Consider the following 22,780-nt stretch of genomic DNA (forward strand, 5'->3'; position numbering starts at 1 on the left):
GAGGAATAATATAATGAATATAGCAGTAATTTTCGCAGGCGGAAGCGGCGTAAGAATGGGCGCTGGCATACCCAAGCAGTTCCTTGAGATAAACGGCAAGCCCATAATCGTACACACACTGGAACTCTTTGAGAACCACAATGATATCGACAAAATATATATCGTAATGCTGAAAGACTACATCCCCTACATGAACAAGCTGGTGAAGAAGTTCGCCATAAGCAAGGTTTGCGGAATAGTCGAGGGCGGTGAAACAGGTCAGGATTCTATCTACAACGGTCTGAAAAAGGCACAGAGCGAGAACCCCGATGATTCTATCGTACTCATACACGACGGTGTTCGCCCATGGGTAAGCTATGATACTATCTGCAACAATATCGAGGGCGTTAAGCAGAACGGTAATGCTATCACCTGCACACCTTGTTATGAAACTATCCTTATGAGTACCACAGGCAAGACAGTTGAAACTGTACCCTACCGTAAGGATACCTACGCAGCACAGGCACCCCAGAGTTTCTACCTCGGTGAGATAATCGCCGACCACGACAAGGTAAGAGCTACCGAGAACCGCTATGATAATCTTGTAGACTCCTGCACACTCATAAAGAGCATCGGCAAGGAAGCCCACATGGTAGAGGGCAACCGCGGAAATATCAAGGTGACCACCCCCGAAGATGTCTATATGTACCGCGCACTTATCCAGTACCGCGAAAACGAACAGGCTTTCGGTATAGGCTCCACCCCCGATATCCTCAAGCAGAAATAATAACCGCACCCGCCGTAAGGGCGGCGCTGATATAGAAGTTTTAAGCCATGGTATTTCTGATGCAAAGTCAGAAGTACTATGGCGTTTCTATTGACAGTGCATAGATGACGTGCTATAATGGTAACTAACATAAACCAAATCGAAATTTAAAGGTGAAAAACATGATTAAGGAAATTGATCGAAGTGATATACCGAATTGTGTCTCTGTTATTAAAGACAGCTTTATGACTGTTGCTGATGAGTTCGGATTCACTTCAGAAAATGCACCCCGATTTACAGCATTCGCTATATCGGACGATAGACTGTACTACCAATTGGATAATGAAAATAGAATAATGGTTGCATACTATTTGGATAATAAGGTAGTAGTTGAATATTATTCCTTACTTTTGCAGGAAGATAATCAATGTGAGCTGAATAACCTAAGTGTCCTTTCCGATTATAGACATAATAATATCGGTACCGCATTGTTGGATGATGCTATAATTCGAGCAAAAAAATTGGGGTGCGTTAAAATCAATATCGGAATTGTTGAAGAGAATAAGATATTACGAAAATGGTACGAGGATAAAGGCTTTACTCATATTGGTACAAGGAAATTCGATTTTTTCCCATTTACTTGCGGCTATATGGTAAAGACATTATAATCTAAATTCTGGTTTGGTTTATCTTAGCAGTTGTATAAAATACAATGCCCCGAAGCACTTTGAAGTGCTTCGGGGCAAAACTTCTATATGAGTATCTGTTTTACGGCAGGGGCGGTATTTTATTTGCTTGTGTCACCGATGCCGTATTTATCTTTCAGCCTTACGAATATTCTTTCTGCGGGCTTTACGAACAACACGAGGAATATGCAGTTCGATACCATATAGCTAACCGTGAACCATGCTGAGGTGAGGGTCAGCCCGAGAAATCTTTCGGGGGTGAATCCGCCGCCCAGCCATAACACGCTGCATATATCCATAAACACTGAATAACACGCACCTGCAGCCACGCCGAACACGCACAGCAGCAGGGGCTTTTTTTTCAGTTTACTTCCCACAAGACCTGCCAGCAGACCTATTATACCCCACACCATCATCTGGAAAGGAGTCCATATCCCCTGGGTAAAGAAGAAATTTGATATCAGTGCTGTAAGTGCACCTATCATGAATCCCTGTTCAGCCCCTAGGTATATACCTGCAAGTATTATCACAGCCGCGCAGGGTTTGAAAGCGGGCAGAGGTGCGAATATTATCCTTCCTGCCACAGAAAGTGCCGTCATCACTGCTGTCAGTGCCACCTCGCCCGAAGCCGCTTCTCTCCGCTCGAACCTTGCGAAGAATATGCCGCATACAGCCACCGCAGCCGAACCTATCAGCCAGACCGCAGCCCTGTCCCTGAATATCACGCAGCCACCTGCGATAAGTGCCATTGATCCTGTCAGCAAAGCCGCCTTCACCGACCTGCGCATCATTCAACTCCCCCTGCCGCCAGCCGCAGCATCTCTGCAGTGTATGCATTTTTGACCTCGCCGCGTGCTATCCTGCCTGCAGCGGTACTGAGATATCCTGCCTTCGCGAAAAATCCTGCCGCAGGCATCAGGCTCTCCACACGTCCGCCGCACAGTATACCACAGCTGTCTGCGGTTTCTGCCGCGTATTCCATATCATGGGTCACAGTCAGCACTGCCCTGCCCTCAGCGCAAAGCTTTCTGACCATATCCCCTATACGCCTGCGTGCCTCAGCATCCAGACCCTTTGTGGGCTCGTCCAGCAGAAGTATCTCAGGCTCGCATAAAAGCACCCTGCCAAGACCGCACAGCTGCATCTCACCGCCGCTGAGGTCATATGGGTGCATATCCCCGAGGTGTCCGCAGCCCATACGCTCAAGCATCTCATCAGCCCTGTCCTCAGGCTTTCCCATAGCCCTCAGTGCATAGATATAATCCTCGCGCACCGTCGGCTGAACAAACAGGTCTGCCGCCTCCTGCGGAAGCATCGCAGTAACAGCACCCTGCTTTTTCTGCCGTTTCCCGAAGACTTCCACCTTGCCCGAGTAAGCCCTGCAAAGTCCTGCAAGACACCTCAGCAGAGTGGTCTTGCCGCTGCCGTTAGCCCCGATGAGTGCCAGATGCTCTCCCCTGTGCAGAAGTATATCCGCCCCTGCCAGTATATCATCATCCTTGCGCCCCCACGCGAACCTTACTCCCTCAGCACGCAAAGCATCCTCCCCGAAGGTCTTCCTTTCACCAAGAGGCACCTCTCTCTTATGAGGTATCTCAGCCAGCAGCCGCCTGCCCTCACGCACCGTCAGCGGTACAGGCTCATACCCTGCAAAAGCCCTTGCTGCCGCAGGCATAAAGCTCTCTGCCGCCTTTACGGCTGCTGTTTCACGGGGTGTACCGTCCGCAATTATCCTGCCGTCTTCAAGGAATATCACCCTGTCACATTCTGCAAACAGCAGTTCGGTACTGTGCTCCGCAATTATCACCGTCATACCCGTTTCACGGTTAAGCCGAAGTATCAGGGCGCTCATATCCTCAGCCGTCACAGGGTCAAGTCGGCTGAAAGGCTCGTCAAGCAGAAGTATCTCAGGCTGCATGACAAGTGCCGCACAAAGGCTCACCAACTGCTTTTCACCGCCCGAAAGCTCACTCAGTTTCCGCTCCGCAAGCTTTCCCAGCCCGAAACGGGTTATGGTTTCCGCCGCAAGCCGACGTACCTCCGCCGCATCAAGCCCTGCATTCTCAGGAGCAAACATTATCTCACCGCGCACCCTGTCACTCACAAAGCCGTCCTCGGGGGACTGTGCCGCATACCCGACCTTCGGCTGAGGGCTCACTGCCTTCTCCCCGAATATCCTTATCTCCCCTGTCATATCGCCCCTCGGGGATATCTCAGGCTTCAGCAGTTTCAGCAATGTGGTCTTGCCGCAGCCCGAATGCCCCATAAGCATCACAAGCTCGCCCCTGCCTATCCTGATATCTATGTCCTGCAGTACAGGTGCATCAGCACTGCTGTAACGAAACGTCAGTCCCTTGCAGTAAACAGCGTCCATTGAAGCCTCTCCTTTCCCAGTATAATAAGCGGCAGCATACATTCCGCAAGATATACCGCCGTCATAACGAGCTCATATCTTCCGAAGTCTATCGTCGGGAAAAACTCCGTTGCTCCGCCCATTGACGAAAGCACCAGACCTGCGGCTGTAAGCAGTACCACCGCACCAATGGATACCATGTCCTTAGCCCTCAGTGCCCTCCTGTCAGAAAATCTCACGGGATGCGTGCCGTATCCACGGGCATTCATGCTCTGTGCCGCACCTGCAGCCGCCTCTGCCGACCAAGCCATGCAGGCAGTAAATACCGCCCCGACTTCTCCCAGCCGACCTGTAGGACTGTTCTCCCTGAAAAGCCCTGCACCGCGCTGCGCCTCGCTTATCCTTCTGTTTTTCTGTATCAGCCGCGGTATGAACCCGAGGGTCATACTGATAGTCATGGCAAGCCTCGGAGAATATCTCCCGAATATGCCCAGCATCTCACGCTCGTTCACAATACTTCGCATGACCGCCAGCCATACCCCCGCACCGCTCAGCGAAAGTCCAAGCTCCAGCCCGTAAAGCATGGATTCCAGCGTGTAGGGACGGTCATTCACAAAGAGCAGGACAGTCATTCCCCTGTGTGAGAATATGGGGTCAATAACAGCCGTAGCCGCACATATCACCAGTACACCTGCCGCCCATTTCAGCCCCCTGCGCCAGCCGTCATACAGCGCCATGCACATAAGCCCCGTCACTGTCCCGACACCTGCCGCGCAAAGTGACCTGGGGAACATTATCATCACCAGTATACCCACTACAGCCGCTATACGCGTCAGCGGCGCAAAACTCTTCATCTGTCCGCCTCCCCGATAAAGCTGTCAACATATGTGAACACTATCTCGTCACCGCACTCGGGCTGATACTCGCCGCAGTTGATATCGGGGGCTGTACCGTTCACGGTGTATATCCAGCCGCTCTCAGCACCATAGTCAAATTCTTCCAGACCGCCTATACCGCTTATGTATACTGCCCTGCCGCCCTTGGTATCAAGGTCTATGCCCTCATACCTCAGCACTCTCGCGGCAACATCATATACGCTGTCACCGGAAACCAGTGCATATCTTCCCTCAAGGGAAATTCCGCCGTTCACCGCAGAGCTGTCCACCTTTATAGTGACATACTCTCCGTCCTCTGTGACCTCAGTCGGGTGGAGCGCATAGTACTCCTCAGGGGTCTTTATATCCACAAAGAGGACAGCCGCTGTCAGTACAGCCGCCGCACCGCCTATTAATATTATATCCCCTGTTCTCATGCTCTCAGCTCCCGTCCATGATCAATACAGCCCTCGCAGCCGCCGTATCAGACTTTTTATGCGCCCCTGTTTTTTAGAAGCCCTCAGTGCTTCCTCATAGAATCTCTTTGCCTTTTCCAAAGCCTTGTCATCGGGGGCTTTGTCGGAAAATCTCAGTTCCTCATAAGCCCTCTCGGATTCAGCGAACCGTGTGCCAAGCAGACCCTCTGCTTTCTCTGCCAGTACCTCGGGGGGAAGTCCGTGTAGTCCCAGCACCTCCTCCATAAGCTGTCTGCCCTGAAAATGATCAGCCTTCAGCGCCGCAGTATCATCATGCTTTCTCCGCAGTGACCACCTGTATGCCGCCCTTATCCTGCCTGCCGCCAATGCCGCCGCAAGTATGCCAAAGGGCATCAGCATAAGCCTTCCCGAGGTTTTTGTGGTTTCCTTTTCGGCACGTATCTCTGCGGCTGTACGCGGCGGTGCCGAACGGTATATGATATCCTCCGCCGATGAGGTAAGTCCGTCACTTTCCTCACCGTCCGCGGAAGTCCCCTCGGGAAGAAGCGGAGAGCTTTCTTCATACTCCCGTGAAGCTTCAAACACTGACCAGCCTGCACCGTCGATGTATACCTCTGCCCATTCACGTTGCTCGCCGTCTGCAAGCCTTGCTTTGCCGCCTTCGGGCATACTCTTAAAATATATGCCCTTTACTGTTCTCGCGGCTATACCGCAGCTTCTCGCAATATCCACTGTCAGCTGCGCATGATCGCTGCTGTCAGCCGCTTTGTCCGAAAGCTCATTCCTCACAGCCGTCCTTACAGCTGCAAGTTTAACATCAAGGGGCTGTGTACCGTCCACAGGGTACTTCTCACGTAGCTTTTCTTCCTCATCAGCTGTCAGGCTGCCGTAAGCAGAATACACATACTCGCGGTAAAGTCCCTCGCGGTCAAGATATTCGCCTTCTTTCAACTGTGTCATCAGCCTGAATATCTCCTTATCTGCCTGCGGACACACCACGTATCCGCCTTCAGTATATTCCGAACATACTCCTGCAGGGATAAGATCTTCACCGACATTAACTTTCTCCATCGGCAGTACAGCGCCTGCAGATCCCATAAGCTGACCTTTCTGTGTCATCTCATCGAAGCCTGCTTCACGCAGGGTTTTCATTATCGCTGAACCTCTTGCATACTGCGCCTTGCTGCAGTGCGGCTCCTCGTAGCTCTCTGCCAGATAAAGGGTCATACCCTCTGCTGCCGATACTTCGCCTGCAGGCGGCAGTTCGGGCAGCCTTATCAGCACCGCAGGCAGGGCTATTACCGCCGCCCCCAGTGAAAGCACAGCACGCCTCATATCCTTTGCACCGAGTATAAGCACCGATACCGCCAGTGCGACCGCACCGCAGACAAGCAGGCTGCTGCCGCCGAAAAGCACGCTCCCCGCAGCAGCCGCTATCCCCCACAGTACCGCTGCCGCTCTCACTCCTGCGGCTGAATACACCGCACAGGATATGCCGCAGAAGATAAGCACTGCAATATAAGCACTGTCAGCCGCCCCTGCCACAGGCACATACATCAGACCGCGCTTTATCGTATACATATACTCAGCACTGTCGGCACAAAGGGCAAATTCTGCCCTAGCCCTGTCATGGAGGATACCTGCCGCCAGCCCGCCGCATAAGGCAGGCAAAAAGCCCCATATCCGTCCTAAACGCTCAGCGAGATATGCCGTCAGCACACACAGGAACAGAGCTGCCGCTCCAGCGTACAGCCCACCCCATATACCTACTGTCAGTGCCGTCCCCACCCCGAAAACTACGGGTGCGGAGATATACGTTCTCTTTTCTTCCATTATCGCTTATACTCTCATATACCGTCTATTATCGTGATACGCTCATCGTTTATGTCCGTATTTACGGCGAATGCGATGATATTACCTTCATCCGCCCTGCTGCAAAGCTTTTCGAGAAAGCTCACGCCAACAGACTTATACATCGGGAAATGCAGTACCTCATACATCACAGTTTCACTGTCCGCATTCTCCGTATATCTGAAGTCATCCTCACCGTAAGGCAGTACCAGTCCGTACTCCACCCCACGCAGGGACAATACCTGTGCCAGACCGCACATAGCCTCTGCCAGTACTCCTGCCCTGTCACCTGCGCCATAGTCCGCAAACAGCCACAGCTTGTCCGATCTTTCGGGGATATAGGTGTTTATGTACGGCTTGCCGAAACGGTGTGTAAGTTTCAGGTTTACCTTGCGCAGCGGCTCATCGGGACGTGCCTCTCTTGCACCGTCAGGTTCATTCTCCCCCACAGCAGCCTCCAGCATATCGTACACCTCAGCCGCAGGAGGATCGGGCATAACAGTTACATAGCCCTCCGCACAGCATACAACAGACCGCTTTGTTATACCGGGTATATCCTTTCTGTAAAAGCTCATATACCTTATCAGCAGACCGCCGCAGTTATCCTGCGCAGGCAGCACATATCTGCGTTCATCTCTTATGTCCACATCAAGGGCTGTCCTTTCACCTGTGACTATATTCTCGCAAAGCACCCTGCCGCGCAGACGTTTCTTTCCTGCGAATATCAGTACCGGAGATCCGCCCTTGTTTATGCATACCCTCTCATAGCTGACATTTACTTCGCCCTTGTCCGCCAGATTTTCAGCCGCAGCCGCGATCAGCACTGCCAGCATACCTGCCGCGAAGTACAGACCTATTTCATTGAAAAGACCTGCCGCCAGCGCCGCCGCAAAGCACAGCGCGAATATCAGCGTCCTCACAGGTTCTCCTTGTTTTCGGGGTAAGGCAGTTCTTTGAGTATTTCTTCTAGTATCCCCTCGGGAGTCTTACCTGAGGCACGTGCCTCCCTTGTCAGCACCAGTCTGTGCGCACATACGGGTATAAAGCAGGTACGTATATCACGGGGCACCACATGATCTCTGCCGTCAAGATAAGCCCCTGCCTTTGCCAGCCTGAAAAGTGCCAGCGCACCTCTCGGGGATATGCCGCCCTCGGTGTATCTGCTGTCAGCCGCCTTCTGAATAAGGTCACACAGATAGTCCGTCACTTCTTCACTGACAGTCACCTTGTTTATCTCAGCCCTGATAGCATCGAGGTCTTCCGCATTACACACCTGCCTGACACTGTCCAGCGGGTCGGAATCCTTTCTATCCGTAATAAGCCTTTTCAGTGCTTCCCTGTCAGGGGCACCAAGCCTGAGCCTTTCCATGAATCTGTCAAGCTGTGAAAGCGGTATAGCCGAGGTGCCTGCTGTACCCGTAGGATTCTGGGTAGCTATCACCGTAAAGTAAGGCGAAAGCTCATGGGTAATGCCGTCTACCGTAAGACCGCGTTCTTCCATGGCTTCAAGCAGTGCCGCCTGAGTCCTGCCGGATGTCCTGTTCAGCTCGTCTGCCAGCAGAAGGTCTGTCATAGCCGCACCCTCATGGTACACGAACTCGCCCTTGCCCTCATCGTAAGCCGAATAACCCGTTATATCCGAAGCTGTAGTATCAGGTGTCATCTGTATCCTCCTGAACCTGAGACCCATAGTCCTGGTAAGCGCCAGCGCAAGGGTAGTCTTGCCCGTACCGGGAGTATCCTCCAGCAGCACATGACCGCCTGCCAGCACACCTGCTATCAGCAGTTCAACGGTATCGTCCTTGCCGATTATGACCTTTGTCAGTTGTTCCTTTATTTTCAGGGGAATGGTCTTCATCTGTTCTTTTCCTTTCTTCTTCGCATAAGGATGCCGCCCGATACAGCCGCTATCCCGAAAACAGCTATCACCGCAGATACAGAAGCCGTAACTTTTTTCCCTTTCGCAGAGCTTTTTTTCACAGCAGGCGCTGTGGTGTTCCTGTTTTTAGCGGCAGCCATAGCATCAAGCGTTGTCCTTTGAGGCTTTACTGCACTTCCTTCGTTCATATCGTACACAGACCTTTCGCCCGACCTCAGTCTTTGCAGGCTGCAAAGGGCTATCAGCGCCTGAGATGATGCAAGCTCGCTGCTGCTTTCGCCCTTTTTGTGAGCGAAGCCGCCGTCATCATTGGCAAAGCTTATCATAGCATCTGTAAGCCATGCGAACCTTTCATCAGTGTCGGGGTCTATATCAAGGCAGCACAGCGCACATATCATCTGCGCTGTACTCTCACAATTGTCGGCACTGCTTTTGTTCTCAGCCAGATATCCAAGGGCTGCAGCTATGGTGCCCTCAGCTTCCTCACAGTTTCTGTAAGGTGAAAGCGCCTGAAGTGCCATAGCAGTTATGTCGATATCGCTCCTGCCGTCACCTGCCGTGAGCGAATAGCCGCCGTCGGAGTTCTGTGCAGAGATAATGGTATCTATCATATCTTTCCTGTCGGGGTCTGCTCCCTCGGGCATCTTCCAGTCACAGCTGTCAACAGCTATCAGTCCCCATATCCATGCGTTCAGCCCCTGCTTGTCCAGTGACCTGTTCTCTCCGCGGAGATAGGTGCCGCACCCCAGCAGGTCAACACCCGATACATCAGCGGGGTCAGCCCCGAGGCAAAGCCCTGTGAGCACTGCCCTATGCCAGTCCGTAGGGACTATCTTCCCGATGCTTTTCTCGTCCGAATAATCCTCCTGTATACGTTTCTCCCATGCCGCACGGTACTCGGCTGTATCATCCTCCAGCCCTGCTCTTACCGCGCCTATCGCCAGCCAGTCGGAGCTGTCGAACCCGGCATCCTCTGCTATACTGCCCGAAAGAAGGCTGTCCTTTTCGGGTATACCGTTCTTATTCTTTTCAAATGTGATGATGCCCCTTGCATAGCCCTCTGCCTGACCGGTCTCCAGTGCTGATGCACTTACAGGCACAAGCAGCATCACTGCTGCCGCGGATAATGCCGCAAGTCTTTTCAACATCATTCACCTCCAACATCATTTCCAAGGTCAAGGGAGAATGCCAGCGTAACACGCTCGCCGTCGGCAAATACTGCCGAGGACATAGCGTATGAAGGCTTTCTTCCGTTGCGGCTGTAAAGCCAACCCGAGCCCGGTGCAAAATCAAATTCACCGAGAGAATCGGCATCACTGCTGTTGTTGGGCGTTACTCCCGCAGCTGCAAGATATGCCCTTGACTCCTCCGTCAGTGCAGCATCTGCAAATCTGCCCTGCATACGTATCCTGTCAAGATACCTGCTGCTGTCACTGCCACGTGAGGATACCTCAAAACCGTTTTCTTCAAGGAACCTCAGCATTGTATCAAAGCCGTTTTCGCCCTCCAGTACGGGAAAGCTGTCATCTTCACAAAGCGTACCCAGCCCGACGGCATCAGCTTTTACGGATACAGCTATCCTGCCTACCTCAGTACCTTTCTCAACAGCATCGCAGTTTATTTTATAGAAGAACTCTGATATCCTGCCTGCCCTGTCTTTCAGCTTTACAGTTACAGCATTCTCACCTGCACGCAGGGAAAGTATATATCCCGTACAGGTGCTGTCCTCCCATTTCCGCGGTACCTTTGTGCCGCCGCATATCACCTCGGCACTGTCCGAATACAGCCGCACTCCGTCGCAGTCAACTGCCCTGAAAGTCAGTGTATACGCACTGCCCTTTACCGTTATACCGTCGGTAAGGCTAATGCTTTCAAACCGCGGAAGTCTTTCCTCTGCTGCCGGCGGAAGAGATATTACGGTGAATGTCTGCTCAAAACCGTCTTTTCCGTCACGTACCCACAGACGTATCTTATTGTTGCCCTCATTCAGTTTTGCGGTATAATCGCTTTCACCGCGAAGTGCTTTGTCGTTTACCAGCACTATCAGCTTCGGGGAATTCCCTCCCACTGCCTTTGCGCTGAAGGTGATACTGTCGGAATACACTGTGATATCAGAAAGGTCTGTTATCAGCGAGAGTTCTCGTACAGGTATATATGTAACAGAAAAATCAAGGACAGTATCCCCCGAGGACAGTTTTATCATGTTCTCGCCCTCGTTAAGGTTAACGGTGAATACATCCCTGCCTTCGACTGTCCTGCCGTTCAGCCATACCTCCATGCCGTCTTCGCAGGAGGCTGTAAAGGTGAATACGGGATCGTAAACATCGCAGTCTTTAAGGTCTGTGACTATCTCCGAAGCAGGAGATGACAGGTACACCGTATAATCGCGGAAAGCCCTGTATATCCTGTTTTCGCCGTCCTTATAGGTACAGCTTACCCTGAGGGAGTTAGCACCCTCTCTCAGGCGCACCCTGCCTGCGAACCCTGTCATAAGAGAACCGTTGACCTCAACATCACAGCGGACAACTTCAAGATCATCTGCAAGATGAGTTACAGTGAAAAAGTAGGTACTGTCACTGACGGTCTCACCGTCCTTTATCGAGGCAGTGAAGTACTCACGGTCGGCTTGTCTGCCGTCGGGGGTCACCTTTGCAGGTTCGGTGGCTTCGTCGGGGACCTGCACTGTCTGTACCGAGGCTTTGCTGTCATCCGCAGAAGATGTATCATCCTCTCCCGTGACGATGAACGATGCAGGTACATCTGCCGAAGAAGCATCACTGCCGCTGTCAACGGGTGCTGTATCGTTATCGGGTATGCTGTCGGGCACTGAGCTTTCATCGGTACGGGAGCTGGTATCTTCCCTTTCGGAGCTGCTGTCCCTGCCCTTCAGCCCTTCGGCTGATATCTCGGGCAGCATGACTTCACGCTGAGTTATGCCGACAGATATATCCTCACGGGGAGCACTGCGGTAAAAGTGCGCAGCAAAGCAGACAGCCCCTGCTGTAAGCACAGCAGCTGCCGCAGATACTATCAGACTTTTCCGCTTTTTTTCCACGATGAGCTACCTCCCGAAAAAGCATAAAGACCTGCGCCCACGGTCTGAGAAAGTAAACAGTCCATGTGACGCAGATCTGTTTTTTATAGGTCAAAGTTTATGACATACCCCTGAACGGGATGTGCATGACAAAGAGAGATCATCTCTCCTTGTTTATAAGCTTCTTGCCCTTTATATTTGCTGCTGTTAACGTGATATCACTGACATTCACCTTGCCGTCTGCATTCACATCAGCCGCATTGAAGCTGTACTTATCTATCACTTTCCTGCTCTTTATATTAGCTGCAACTATTGCCAGATCAGTGATATTCACTTTGCCGTCACCGTTGACATCGCCTTTATGAGCAAGTGCGCGCTTATACTGATCATCATTTTCTGCAACGAGAACGTCTATATCCTGTGATACAGAAGGTGCTTTGCCGTTACCGTTATACAGACCGTAACTGAAGCTTGCTGTGAGGACTTCATCATCGGCACTGAACTTATCAACGCTGAATGTAAGATCCTTGCCTGTGATATCTCCTATGGTCTTCACGGGACCGTTTTTGATATCAACAGTATACTCCTTATCGGCAGGTGTTTCATCTGCCTTGAAGACGAAGGTCTTTACACCATTGGGATGTATGGTGATATCGGGGCACTGGATATCGGGATCGGATATTCCGCTGCCTATTGCAAGGATATTGAATGAATCGTTGCGTATATAGAGAAGTCCTGTTTCCTCGTCATATACAGGATCAACTGCGCAGTACTGTGCGTGCTCACCCTGGGGTCTGAACACAACAGGAGGACAGGTATGCTTTTTGCCTGCAAGGTCTGTTTCCTCTACAGTATCGGCAGGAGCGGTCATGCCTGCTTTATCCCTGAGCATACGTACAACGCCCGAAGTACCGTTTTCAACATAGTATATAACATTATAGCCTTCCTTGTCAACGCCTGCGAAAACGCCCTTAGCCTTGCATTCTGCGGAAGTTTCAACGGCATAAGCAGGTTCAAGCTTTATCTTGCCTTCGGCCTCAACGATATCGAAAACACCGATGTGGGAACCGTTATAATCGTCCCAGCCTGTTCCCTGGAAAGTAACGTATACCCTGCCGTTTTCAACTATCGGGGTCGAGGTGCAGGTGAAACCATTCGGGCCAAGAAGAGAAGCTGTGATCCCGTAGCCGTAGACCTCACCGTTAGTGTCGATCAGATGCACACCGCCTTCACGCGAGGTATAGTAGATCACACCATCCTTGAGTACCAGCTTGCTGCGGATATCATCATGTGCGGTACCGAGCTTACTGATGAGCTCGCCTGTTGCATCGTCAACGGTGACGGTGCGGTTATTTTCGCCTTCCTCGTTAGCGCCTTCTTTGCCGTTCTCGACACCGAAGGTCACCTTACCGTCGTATACAACAGCGCTTGTCCAGTAGAAGCCGCCCGCATTGGTGTACTCCCATTCTGCAGTCTTTTCCTCATCTGTCTTTTCGGTATCCCCATCGGCTGCGCTTACCTTTACGAAATCGGCATCTGCCTCATCGGAGTTCCAGAAGCCTGTATAGAGATAGCCGTTTTCAACTACGATATCGCAGGTGGGCTTGCCGCCGTTCTTGTTTGTGTATACCCACAGTGATGTAAGGGTCTCGGCATCGAAAGCCTGTATCTTGCCGCCGTCGAGAGCCATGAACACTTTGCCGTCAGCATAAACGGGGCCTTTGGTAGCGTACATAGCTTTACCTGCCATTTTGCCGTTCAATACCTCTTTGCCTGTGAACTTATCTATCTTCTTGATATTATCTGCCGAACAGATATAGAGATATCCGTTATCAGCAACAGTGAAGCCTGTGGGGGAATCCGACCACATCATCTTGTCTTCGCCTATCTGATCCGCCCAGTACAGGACATTGTCATCAGCCTTGGTGAGATCGGGCGAAAGTGTCTTATCGGCAGCAAACACGTTTAATGCCGCTGCATTTACAGCCAGTATAGATGCGCAGAACGCACTGAGTATTTTTACAGTTGTTTTTTTCATTTTTCATTCTCCGTTCTTGTTTAAGATTTCAGCATTTTTTAAATGCCGATGATAAAGTAATTATATCACATAGCTTTTATTTTTTCAATAGTATATACCACCCAAACAACACGCGCGGTATATCAATAAGCTATGTGCAGGTATAGTTTTAAGCTATGCCGCAGATGATCTTACGCTGTCTGATGTGCTTTACCGTGTGTAAAAATTTAATGTCTATTCAGTTGTCAAGATGCAGATATCCCCTTATACAGTATGACACGTCACTTCATATCCCGCAGTCATAGTCAGCATCAGCCTGCCATCGTGCGCACAAGGGGACGATATATGTAAACGGCACTTATGAGGTGCCGGGATCTTTGGCTTTATACAGAGGGGCATTTCGGAAAGTATCTGTGTACTTACCAAAAAGGTGATCGGCGGGTCTGCCTGATAAACCCCTTCTATATACAGCGAAAAACTGTCAAAAGTTGTACGTTTTTGTACAACTTTTGCAGAAATATGTCCGAGTTAAAAGAAAAATCATTTGTTTATACAAAACGGACGAATGATGTCAGGCAAAAATGACGATGATATGACCGGATATTGGTGAGTGCCGAAAAATCGGGGCAGCGCAGGACTTTTCAGATTTATCAGAAAAAGGTATTGAAAAACAGGGAAATATGTGCTATAATAATTTTAAGTGTTATCGGAAGGCGGTGACTGCAATAATGAACGGAATGAAGATCATCTCAAAGGATGAATTTATCACTGACAAAGCATCCACCTGTTGTTTCACGGGACACCGTCGGCGCGACCTGCCATTTGGCGGAGATACCTCAAAGCAGGGAGTCAGGAATCTGATAAGCACTATACATCTGCTTTGCCGTGAGGCTTACAGCAGAGGCATCCGTACATTCATAACGGGAATGGCGGAGGGCGCTGATATGATCTGCGGATCGGTCATCATGGACATAATAGGCAGCGGAGAATGTCCCGGGACGAGGCTAGTATGTGCACTGCCCTACGAAGGACACATCAGGGAGATAAAGCTGCCGCGGGACAGGTATGTTTACAGTCTGCTGATGCAGGCGGCATCTGCCGTAGTGGTGACCGGAGATATCGGTGACAGCGGACGTTACCGTGAAAGGAACAGGTTCATGGTGGAGAATTCGTCGGCGCTGATAGCAGTATACAAAGAAAAGCAGCGAGGATCGGGCACTTTGCAGACCATAAACATGGCAAAGCGCAGCGGTCTTGATATACACATTATAGACCTCGACAAGAACCCGCAGTTCTACTGCGGATAGGACGGGTATACAAAATCAAAAACAGTAAGGAGAAAATATATGTCATCTGCCGTAAAGAAAAAAAGAAGAAAGAAAAGGTCACAGGCTCCGGTCGCCCTTGTATACGTGGTCACGGTACTGATATTCATGGGACTGATCTCAATGCTTGCGATATATATGCTAAGATCCTACGGACTGATAGGCACCGAAGAAAAGGAAGAAACTTCCGTTTCTGTACAGACCTTCAACGATCTGTTTGCGAGGGTGAACAGCAACGGTGATCTGGCAGACATGGTATTCATGAGGATAGACCCGGTGAACAACAGCATACTTGTAGTTCCCATGCCTGCGGAAACGCTCAACAAGACGAATAATATGAAAATGGGTGATATATACAAGATATCGGGCATGGCAAGCGTAAAGACCGCTGTGGAAGATACTCTCGGCATGAGAGTGGACAACTACGCTTCGCTTTCAAACGATTCTTTTGAAAGAGTGTTCGATATGTACGGCGGCATAACCTACAAAGCACCCGAGGAGCTGTACTATCTATCAAAGAAAAACAACGATAATGACATCTCGATACTGAAGGGTGAGCTTGCTACGCTTGGCGGCAGACAGATCAGGCTGCTGACTCAGTACCCCGTATACTCAAACGGAAAACAGGGCAACAACGAGTTCCTTGGCGAGGCTGTAGAATCACTGATTAACACTATGTTCCAGCAGGATTACATAACCAAGGACAATCTGGACAATATATACAACATCGTTACAACAAACAGCGACACTGACATGAACCAGGACGACTTCAAACTGCAGAAGTCCTACATCAAGGATATGCTCACAAGCAAAAAGTCACCTGCAGAGAAACTGCTTCCCACAGGAACATGGGGCGATAAGGATTCGTCATTCAAGATAAACGAAGACTTTATCACTGAACTGAAAGAGAAAGCAGCAGAAACGATACCTGAAGCCGGAGCATCTTCCTCCGAGGGTGCTGCAGAATCAAAACAGTAAATGACGGCACAGCAGATATACTAAGGATAGTGATGACGAATGAAGCTCATGGTCTTGATACTGAATAAAACAGATGCGCTGGAATACCTGCTTGAAGGACTTTCGGCGGCAGGCATAGGCGGTGCTACGATAATACCTTCTTCGGGCATGGCGATGACGCTTTCAAAAATGAATTCGAGCTTTCTGAGTTCTTCGATACGCAGTATGTTCAGCGGCGAAGAGGACGACAACAAGACCATAATATCTGTTATAGAGGATGAGCAGCTGGAACTTGCCAGAAGAGTGGTATACAACACCGTGGGCGATCTTTCACAGCCGAACACGGGAATAATGTTCACTATACCGCTGGATTTTGTCGAGGGCAGACGCAAGCGCCGCGCATCGATACCGACGGAGGAGAGCATTAAGGATAACAAAGGATCCAAGGAAGAAAATGGCAAAGATAAAGGCAGCAAGGGCACGTAAACGGTAAAAAGGACGGGCGATTGTAAATTTCCTGTTAATATTCCGGGCAGCCCTTGCAATAATATACAATTTGTAGTATAATATATGCAATAGGCTTGACGAAAGACCGGAATTTAAAATTCACGGTCTTTTGTGTTTGTATAGACCAAAGTTAACAGTGACCCGACCCCCGGAAGGGCGTTGACGGTGCTGTATACTGAACGATCGGGAGGGCAGATGATTTGAGTAAAAGCAAGGGCGGAAGCTCAAAAAAGAGTACGGCAGACATCGTTGCCGGGCTTGCACAGCCTCTGGCAGACGAACTGGGGCTTTTCCTCTGGGACGTAAGGTTCGAGAAGGAGGGCGCGACCTGGTATCTGCGGGTACTTATCGACAAAGACGGCGGTGTGACTATGGAGGACTGCGAGAATTTCACGAGGCCCTTCAACAAGATACTTGACGAGGCAGACCCCATACCGCAGAGTTATGTATTTGAATGCGGAAGTCCCGGACTGGGGCGCGAGCTGAGGAAGCCGATACACTTTGAGGTATGCATAGGCGACGTTGTAAGAGTAAGGCTGATACGTCCCGATGAGAACGGTGAGCGTGAGTTCATCGTGGGGCTGGTGGGCTATGACGAGGAAGAAAAGCTTATAGCCTGTCAGACACTGGACGAGAACGGCGACGGTGCGGCAAATGTACAGTTTAATCTTAACGACTGCGCTTTTGTAAAGCTTTACGATGACGGCGATCTGGAGGAAGAGCTGGCAGGTGCTAAGTTTGATTGATGCTCAAACGGCTAATGCAACGTGCAAAGTTTTGTTAGAATGGCAAACAGCGAGAGCCCACAGCCGACGCAGTCGCTGTTAGCGCTCTCTTGACCGAGTACGCGGAGTGAGGAACGAACGGAGCGCACGGAGCGTCAAGACTTTCAGGAGCGCGAAGGTCGAGCGTCGGGGGTATGGGGGGCTTCGCCCCCATTTAAGATAATTATCACGAGGCAAAAGTTTGTCAGAATATTTAGTTCGCAACAAACGTTTGTGAGAATATAATTATCACGCGGCAAAGTTGCTGAACGCAACACGCAAGTCCCGCGGTTAGAACAGGCGGAACTTCACAAAAAGCAATAAGCAAACAATTGGACGGTTAGCCGTCCGTCAGGGATAAAGTTAAGAGAATATTTTCAGAGAGGAATGGTCATAAAAGATGAACGAACAGTTTTTTAATGCGCTGGCAGATCTGGTCAGCGAGAACGAGATCGACAAGGACGTACTTATCGAGAAGATCAGAGAAGGCATCATCAAGGCTATAAAGAAGGAAAATCCCGAGAGCGAGCATATCAGAGTTGATATTGAGCCTGCTACCGGCAAGCTGGAGATGTGCATACTCAAAGAAGTAATGAAGGTAATGTTCGTGGATGACCCAGCTAACGAGATATATATCGGTGAGGCACAGACCTATGACCCCGATATAAAGGTGGGCGACTGGGTAGAGATACCTGTTAACCCCGCTAAGATAGGCAGAGTTGCGGCACAGTTCGCAAAGCAGTCCATAAAGCACGATATCAAGGATTTCGAGAGAAACAAGCTGATAGAGCAGTACAAGGACAAGGAACACGAGATAGTTACCGCTACGGTACAGAAGGTAGAGCCTGCTACAGGCAACGCTGTTATCACCATCGACAAGAACGAGCACTACTTCTACCGCAGTGAGCAGATACCCGGCGAGGTCCTCAAAGAGGGCGACAAGATCAAGGTATACATCGTGAGCCTTGGCGGCGGCGAGAAGAGACAGCCTGTCGTTAAGCTTTCGAGAACTCACAAGGATCTGGTAAAGAGACTGTTCGAGCTGGAAGTTCCCGAGATCGCTGACGGCACAGTTGAGATAAAGTCCATATCCAGAACAGAGGGCGTAAGAAGCAAGATCGCTGTATGGTCCAAGGACAAGAACGTTGACGCTGTGGGTGCCTGCATAGGTCCCAAGAAGTCCAGGATATCCGCTGTGGTACAGGAACTGAAGGGCGAGAAGATAGACGTTATCAACTGGGTAGAGGACGAAGCAGAGTTCATCGCAAAGGCGCTGGCACCTGCTGAGGTACTCAGCGTTGAACTGCTGGAGCCTGAGGTAAGGATCGAGCACAAGGGCGAGGAAAAGGAATTCGAGAGAGTTATCAAGAAGTGCCGTGTCATAGTTCCCAACAGTCAGTTCTCACTGGCGATAGGAAACAAGGGTCAGAACGCAAAGCTGGCGGCAGGACTCACAGGCTACAAGATAGACATCGTCCCCGAGAACGCTCCCGAGAGTGCGGAGACAGAGGAAGAATAATATGCCAGTAAAGCCGAAGAAGATACCGATGAGAATGTGTCTCGGCTGCGGCGAGATGAAGCCCAAGAAAGAGCTTGTCAGGGTGGTACGTTCAAAAGAAGGCGAGATAAACCTTGACCTGACAGGAAAAAAGGCAGGCAGAGGTGCATATATATGTGCAGACGCTGAATGTCTGAAAAAGGCACGCAAGGGCAGAAAGCTGGAAAAGAGCTTCGCGTGCAGGATAGATGATGAGATATACGATTCTATGGAAAAGGAGCTGAGCGGTAATGAGCAGTAACGGAAAATCAGGTATACTTTCAATGAGCCGCAAGGCAGGCAAGATCGTTATGGGCATGGACATGGTAAAGGATGCTTGTTCCCTCGGGAATGCCAAAGCGGTATTCACTGCGGCGGACATCTCTGAGAAATCGCTGAAAGAGGTAAGATACACCTGTGCGAGATACGAGGTGAAGCTTTACGCACTGGGCATGACTATGGACGAGGTAGCCCTGGGTCTGGGCAAGCGCGTAGGCGTGGTGGCGATGACCGATGCAGGTTTCGCAAAGAGCTGTGCCAAGGGACTTGAAGAGATCGTGATCGACAGGAACGAATTCGGTATCTGATAAATAACGAGAAAAAATATGAGCCTTTTACGCGACGCGGAAGGCTATGGAAGAAAAAATATGTTCATCGTAAACAGAAGGAGGATATCTATTGCCTATGAGTACGAAAGCAACTAAGAAGATAAAACTGGGCGACCTGGCTAAGAACCTGTCGCTGACCAACAATGATATAGCGGAGTGTCTTGAAAAGCTGGACGGTGTTACCAGAAAGACACAGGCTTCACTGACACCGGAAGAGGTAAGCTACGTATTTGAATACTTCACCCAGAATAATCAGGTGGAGAACTTTGATGCATACTTTGCAAACACTGTAAAGCCTGCTGAGGAGCCTAAGCCCAGGAAGGCCGAGAAGAAGACCGCGGCTAAGGCAGAGGAAAAGAAGACTGCTCCCAAGACGGAGGAGAAGAAGGAAGCTGTTAAGGCTGAACCCAAGGTCGAGGAGAAAAAGCCAGAGGTCAAGGTCGAAGAAAAGAAACCCGAGCCCAAGGCAGAAGAAAAGAAGGAAGCTGTTAAGGCTGAACCCAAGGCTGAGGAAAAGAAGCCCGAAGTAAAGGCTGAGAAGAAGCCCGATAAGAAGAAGGAAAAGAAGGAAGCCAAGAAGCAGGAACACGGTGTGAAGATGCAGCTGGGCGGCGGAAGTTCCTTTGGCGGCGATGACAGCAAGGGCTATACTGTATCTGAGAGCACCGACGATCATTCGGACGGCAAGAGAAGAACTGTCGATACACGCGGAAGCTACATCGAGCTGGACAAGTACAACGAGAAGTACGACAATATGGCTACCAGCAAGCAGGGCAACAAGAACGACAACTTCCGCAAGAAGCAGAAGATAACCCAGAAGTCCCAGCAGTACAAGAAGCAGCAGCACTCCCACAAGAAGGAGACCGAGCAGGATAAGCTGAACAGACTGGCTCTTGAAAAGGCAAGAAAGCAGCAGCTGAAGGTAATGATACCCGATGAGATCGTAGTATCCGAACTGGCAAGCAGACTGAAGGTAACTGCTACCGAGGTCATCAAGAAGCTGATGGCACTGGGCGTATTCGCTTCAATCAACGAGGTAGTTGACTTTGATACAGCTTCACTGGTAGCTGAGGAGCTGGGTGCAAAGGTAGAGAAGGAAGTACACATCACCATTGAGGAAAGACTTATAGAGGACGAGGCTGATGCTCCCGAGGATCTGGAGGATCGCTGCCCTGTAGTAGTTGTTATGGGACACGTTGACCACGGTAAGACTTCCATACTCGACAGAATAAGAAACGCTAACGTTGCAGAGGGTGAAGCAGGCGGTATCACACAGCATATCGGTGCTTACCAGGTAAAGTGCAACGGACAGAAGATAACATTCCTGGATACCCCCGGTCACGAGGCATTTACTTCCATGAGAGCAAGAGGTGCGAATATCACCGATATAGCTATACTCGTTGTTGCGGCTGATGACGGTATCATGCCACAGACTGTAGAGTCTATAAACCATGCAAAGGCAGCAGGAGTATCCGTTATAGTTGCTATAAACAAGATGGATAAAGAGGGTGCTGACCCTGACAGAGTAAAGCAGCAGCTGACCGAGCATGAACTGGTAGTTGAAGAATGGGGCGGTGACGTTATCGCAGTTCCCGTATCTGCAAAGACAGGCATGGGCATTGACGAACTGCTTGAGAACGTACTGCTGGTAGCAGAGGTCAAGGAGCTTAAAGCTAACCCCAACAGACTTGCTAAGGGTGCTGTTATCGAAGCACGTCTTGACAAGGGCAAGGGTCCTGTTGCTACACTGCTTGTACAGAACGGTACTCTCCATGCAGGCGACGTTATCATCGCAGGCACATCTGTCGGCAGAGTAAGAACCATGACAGACTACCGCGGCAAGCCTATCACTGAGGCAGGTCCTTCCACACCTGTTGAGATAACAGGTCTGGGCGAAGTTCCTACCGCAGGTGAGACCTTCAACGCAGTTGAGGACGAGAAGCTGGCAAGAGAACTGGTAGAGCAGCGTAAGCACGAGGCTAAGGAAGACGAGTTCAAGAAGTTCCAGAAGGTAACACTGGACAATCTGTTCTCACAGATATCCGAGGGCGAGATGAAGGAGCTGCCTATCATCGTAAAGGCAGACGTTCAGGGTTCTGTGGAAGCTGTAAAGCAGTCGCTGGAAAAGATATCCAACGAAGAAGTAAGAGTAAGAGTTATCCACGGTGCTGTCGGTGCGGTAAACGAGAGCGACGTTATGCTTGCTAATGCATCCAACGCTATCATCGTCGGATTCAACGTTCGTCCCGACCCTGTTGCAAAGGCAAATGCTGAGCAGGACGGTGTCGAGATAAGACTGTACCGTATAATCTACGATGCTATCGAAGAGATCACCGACGCTATGAAGGGTATGCTTGCACCTAAGTACAGAGAAGTTGAGACTGCTCGTGTTGAGGTAAGACAGGTATACAAGATCAGCTCTGTTGGTACTGTTGCAGGCTGTTACGTACTGGACGGCAAGATCGGCAGAAACGACCTTATCAGAGTCGTTCGTGACGGTATAATCGTGGCTGACGACAAGATGAGCTCCCTGAAGCGTTTCAAGGACGATGCTAAGGAAGTCAGCGAAGGCTTCGAGTGCGGTATCACTCTGGAGAAGTTCTCCGATATCAAGGAAGGCGACATCTTCGAGGGATACATCATGGAAGAGTACCGCGACTGAGCCCTCGGGCGGGCGGCTCGTTTCCGCCTATTATCGGAAAGCTATAAAGGATAGTATAGCGTGACGGCGGGTCGAAAGATCTTGATAAACGAAATGAACGATACTAAGTTTGAATTTACGAATAAACTGAATGTTGAGGACTATCTGCGATTTCGGGAGGAGGCGGGCTGGAAACGGCTTGCCGCCGAACAGGCGCAGGCAGGACTTGACAACAGCTATGCAGTCATAGCAGCGGTGTCGGGCGGTGAAACTGTCGGCTTTGCCAGACTTTTATGGGACGGCGGATATGTGGCTTACCTCGCGGAGGTATACGTTATGGAGGAATGCCGTCATCAGGGACTGGCTAAAGTGATGGTAGAAAATCTCATAGAAAAGCTGAGGGCTGAGAAAAAAGAAGGCTGGGAGATAAAGATACATCTTCTGGCTAATCTCGGCAGAGAAAGCTTTTACGAGCCTTTCGGATTCAGGACAAGACCTGATGACAAAGACGGCGCGGCTATGGATATGTGGCTGTAAAAGATAAAATAAGGAAGGAGCTATATA

Annotated in this window: 21 protein-coding genes; 11 read left to right on the plus strand and 10 right to left on the minus strand. The window is 50.3% G+C overall.

What is annotated here, in order from left to right:
- Positions 1-13: 13 nt before the first annotated feature.
- Together RUMAL_RS15190 and RUMAL_RS15195 are read left to right on the plus strand one after the other, a co-directional pair.
- Positions 14-766, plus strand: coding sequence for an IspD/TarI family cytidylyltransferase (locus RUMAL_RS15190; protein WP_013499569.1), 753 nt, complete (start codon positions 14-16; stop codon positions 764-766).
- Between the two features lie 161 nt (positions 767-927).
- Positions 928-1,413 (plus strand): GNAT family N-acetyltransferase, encoded by a 486-nt coding sequence (locus RUMAL_RS15195; RefSeq protein WP_013499570.1) that lies wholly within the window; start codon positions 928-930, stop codon positions 1,411-1,413.
- A gap of 119 nt (positions 1,414-1,532) precedes the next feature.
- Here RUMAL_RS15195 and RUMAL_RS15200 read toward each other — a convergent pair whose 3' ends face one another.
- The 10 genes from RUMAL_RS15200 to RUMAL_RS15245 form a co-directional block, all read right to left on the minus strand.
- Entirely contained in the window at positions 1,533-2,222 is a 690-nt protein-coding gene (locus RUMAL_RS15200) for an ECF transporter S component (RefSeq protein ID WP_013499571.1), read from the minus strand.
- Positions 2,219-3,805 (minus strand): ABC transporter ATP-binding protein, encoded by a 1,587-nt coding sequence (locus tag RUMAL_RS15205; protein WP_013499572.1) that lies wholly within the window; start codon positions 3,803-3,805, stop codon positions 2,219-2,221. Before RUMAL_RS15205 ends, RUMAL_RS15200 begins: the two co-directional genes overlap by 4 nt.
- Positions 3,778-4,638 carry an energy-coupling factor transporter transmembrane component T gene (locus RUMAL_RS15210; protein WP_013499573.1) on the minus strand — a complete coding sequence of 287 codons (861 nt, stop codon included), beginning with the start codon at positions 4,636-4,638 and terminating at the stop codon, positions 3,778-3,780. The genes RUMAL_RS15205 and RUMAL_RS15210 overlap by 28 nt, the downstream gene beginning before the upstream one ends.
- Complete coding sequence (locus RUMAL_RS20920; RefSeq protein WP_028504108.1) at positions 4,635-5,096, minus strand: DUF4430 domain-containing protein; 462 nt, start codon at positions 5,094-5,096, stop codon at positions 4,635-4,637. The genes RUMAL_RS15210 and RUMAL_RS20920 overlap by 4 nt, the downstream gene beginning before the upstream one ends.
- Positions 5,097-5,117: 21 nt before the next feature.
- On the minus strand, positions 5,118-6,929 hold the full coding sequence (locus RUMAL_RS15220) for a transglutaminase domain-containing protein (protein ID WP_013499574.1): 1,812 nt from the start codon (positions 6,927-6,929) through the stop codon (positions 5,118-5,120).
- A gap of 14 nt (positions 6,930-6,943) precedes the next feature.
- On the minus strand, positions 6,944-7,867 hold the full coding sequence (locus RUMAL_RS15225; protein WP_013499575.1) for a DUF58 domain-containing protein: 924 nt from the start codon (positions 7,865-7,867) through the stop codon (positions 6,944-6,946).
- Entirely contained in the window at positions 7,864-8,805 is a 942-nt protein-coding gene (locus RUMAL_RS15230) for an AAA family ATPase (RefSeq protein WP_013499576.1), read from the minus strand. The genes RUMAL_RS15225 and RUMAL_RS15230 overlap by 4 nt, the downstream gene beginning before the upstream one ends.
- Entirely contained in the window at positions 8,802-9,977 is a 1,176-nt protein-coding gene (locus RUMAL_RS15235; RefSeq protein WP_242843394.1) for a prenyltransferase/squalene oxidase repeat-containing protein, read from the minus strand. Before RUMAL_RS15235 ends, RUMAL_RS15230 begins: the two co-directional genes overlap by 4 nt.
- Positions 9,974-11,881, minus strand: a complete 1,908-nt coding sequence (locus RUMAL_RS15240; RefSeq protein WP_013499578.1) for a hypothetical protein — start codon at positions 11,879-11,881, stop codon at positions 9,974-9,976. The genes RUMAL_RS15235 and RUMAL_RS15240 overlap by 4 nt, the downstream gene beginning before the upstream one ends.
- A 139-nt stretch (positions 11,882-12,020) precedes the next feature.
- Positions 12,021-13,898: an outer membrane protein assembly factor BamB family protein gene (locus RUMAL_RS15245; protein WP_013499579.1), complete on the minus strand. Its 1,878-nt coding sequence runs from the start codon at positions 13,896-13,898 to the stop codon at positions 12,021-12,023.
- Between the two features lie 707 nt (positions 13,899-14,605).
- Here RUMAL_RS15245 and RUMAL_RS15250 point away from each other — a divergent pair.
- The 9 genes from RUMAL_RS15250 (at position 14,606) to RUMAL_RS15290 (ending at position 22,753) form a co-directional block, all read left to right on the plus strand.
- On the plus strand, positions 14,606-15,184 hold the full coding sequence (locus RUMAL_RS15250) for an SLOG family protein (RefSeq protein WP_013499580.1): 579 nt from the start codon (positions 14,606-14,608) through the stop codon (positions 15,182-15,184).
- Positions 15,185-15,223: 39 nt separating this feature from the next.
- Entirely contained in the window at positions 15,224-16,180 is a 957-nt protein-coding gene (locus RUMAL_RS15255) for an LCP family glycopolymer transferase (RefSeq protein ID WP_013499581.1), read from the plus strand.
- Between the two features lie 48 nt (positions 16,181-16,228).
- Entirely contained in the window at positions 16,229-16,645 is a 417-nt protein-coding gene (locus RUMAL_RS15260; protein ID WP_242843414.1) for a hypothetical protein, read from the plus strand.
- A gap of 221 nt (positions 16,646-16,866) precedes the next feature.
- Positions 16,867-17,412, plus strand: coding sequence for a ribosome maturation factor RimP (locus RUMAL_RS15265; RefSeq protein WP_013499583.1), 546 nt, complete (start codon positions 16,867-16,869; stop codon positions 17,410-17,412).
- A 418-nt stretch (positions 17,413-17,830) separates the two neighbouring features.
- Positions 17,831-18,949 carry a transcription termination factor NusA gene (nusA, locus tag RUMAL_RS15270; protein WP_013499584.1) on the plus strand — a complete coding sequence of 373 codons (1,119 nt, stop codon included), beginning with the start codon at positions 17,831-17,833 and terminating at the stop codon, positions 18,947-18,949.
- 1 nt (position 18,950) lies between these two features.
- Positions 18,951-19,229, plus strand: a complete 279-nt coding sequence (gene rnpM, locus RUMAL_RS15275) for an RNase P modulator RnpM (RefSeq protein WP_013499585.1) — start codon at positions 18,951-18,953, stop codon at positions 19,227-19,229.
- On the plus strand, positions 19,219-19,554 hold the full coding sequence (locus RUMAL_RS15280) for a L7Ae/L30e/S12e/Gadd45 family ribosomal protein (protein WP_013499586.1): 336 nt from the start codon (positions 19,219-19,221) through the stop codon (positions 19,552-19,554). The genes rnpM and RUMAL_RS15280 overlap by 11 nt, the downstream gene beginning before the upstream one ends.
- A gap of 97 nt (positions 19,555-19,651) precedes the next feature.
- A complete protein-coding gene (infB, locus tag RUMAL_RS21440) occupies positions 19,652-22,237 on the plus strand; it encodes a translation initiation factor IF-2 (RefSeq protein ID WP_037303713.1) in 2,586 nt (861 codons plus the stop codon).
- Between the two features lie 81 nt (positions 22,238-22,318).
- Positions 22,319-22,753: a GNAT family N-acetyltransferase gene (locus RUMAL_RS15290; RefSeq protein WP_028504109.1), complete on the plus strand. Its 435-nt coding sequence runs from the start codon at positions 22,319-22,321 to the stop codon at positions 22,751-22,753.
- Positions 22,754-22,780 lie beyond the last annotated feature (27 nt).

Source organism: Ruminococcus albus 7 = DSM 20455, from assembly GCF_000179635.2.
In the GTDB taxonomy this organism is placed as follows: Bacteria; Bacillota; Clostridia; order Oscillospirales; family Ruminococcaceae; genus Hominimerdicola; species Hominimerdicola alba.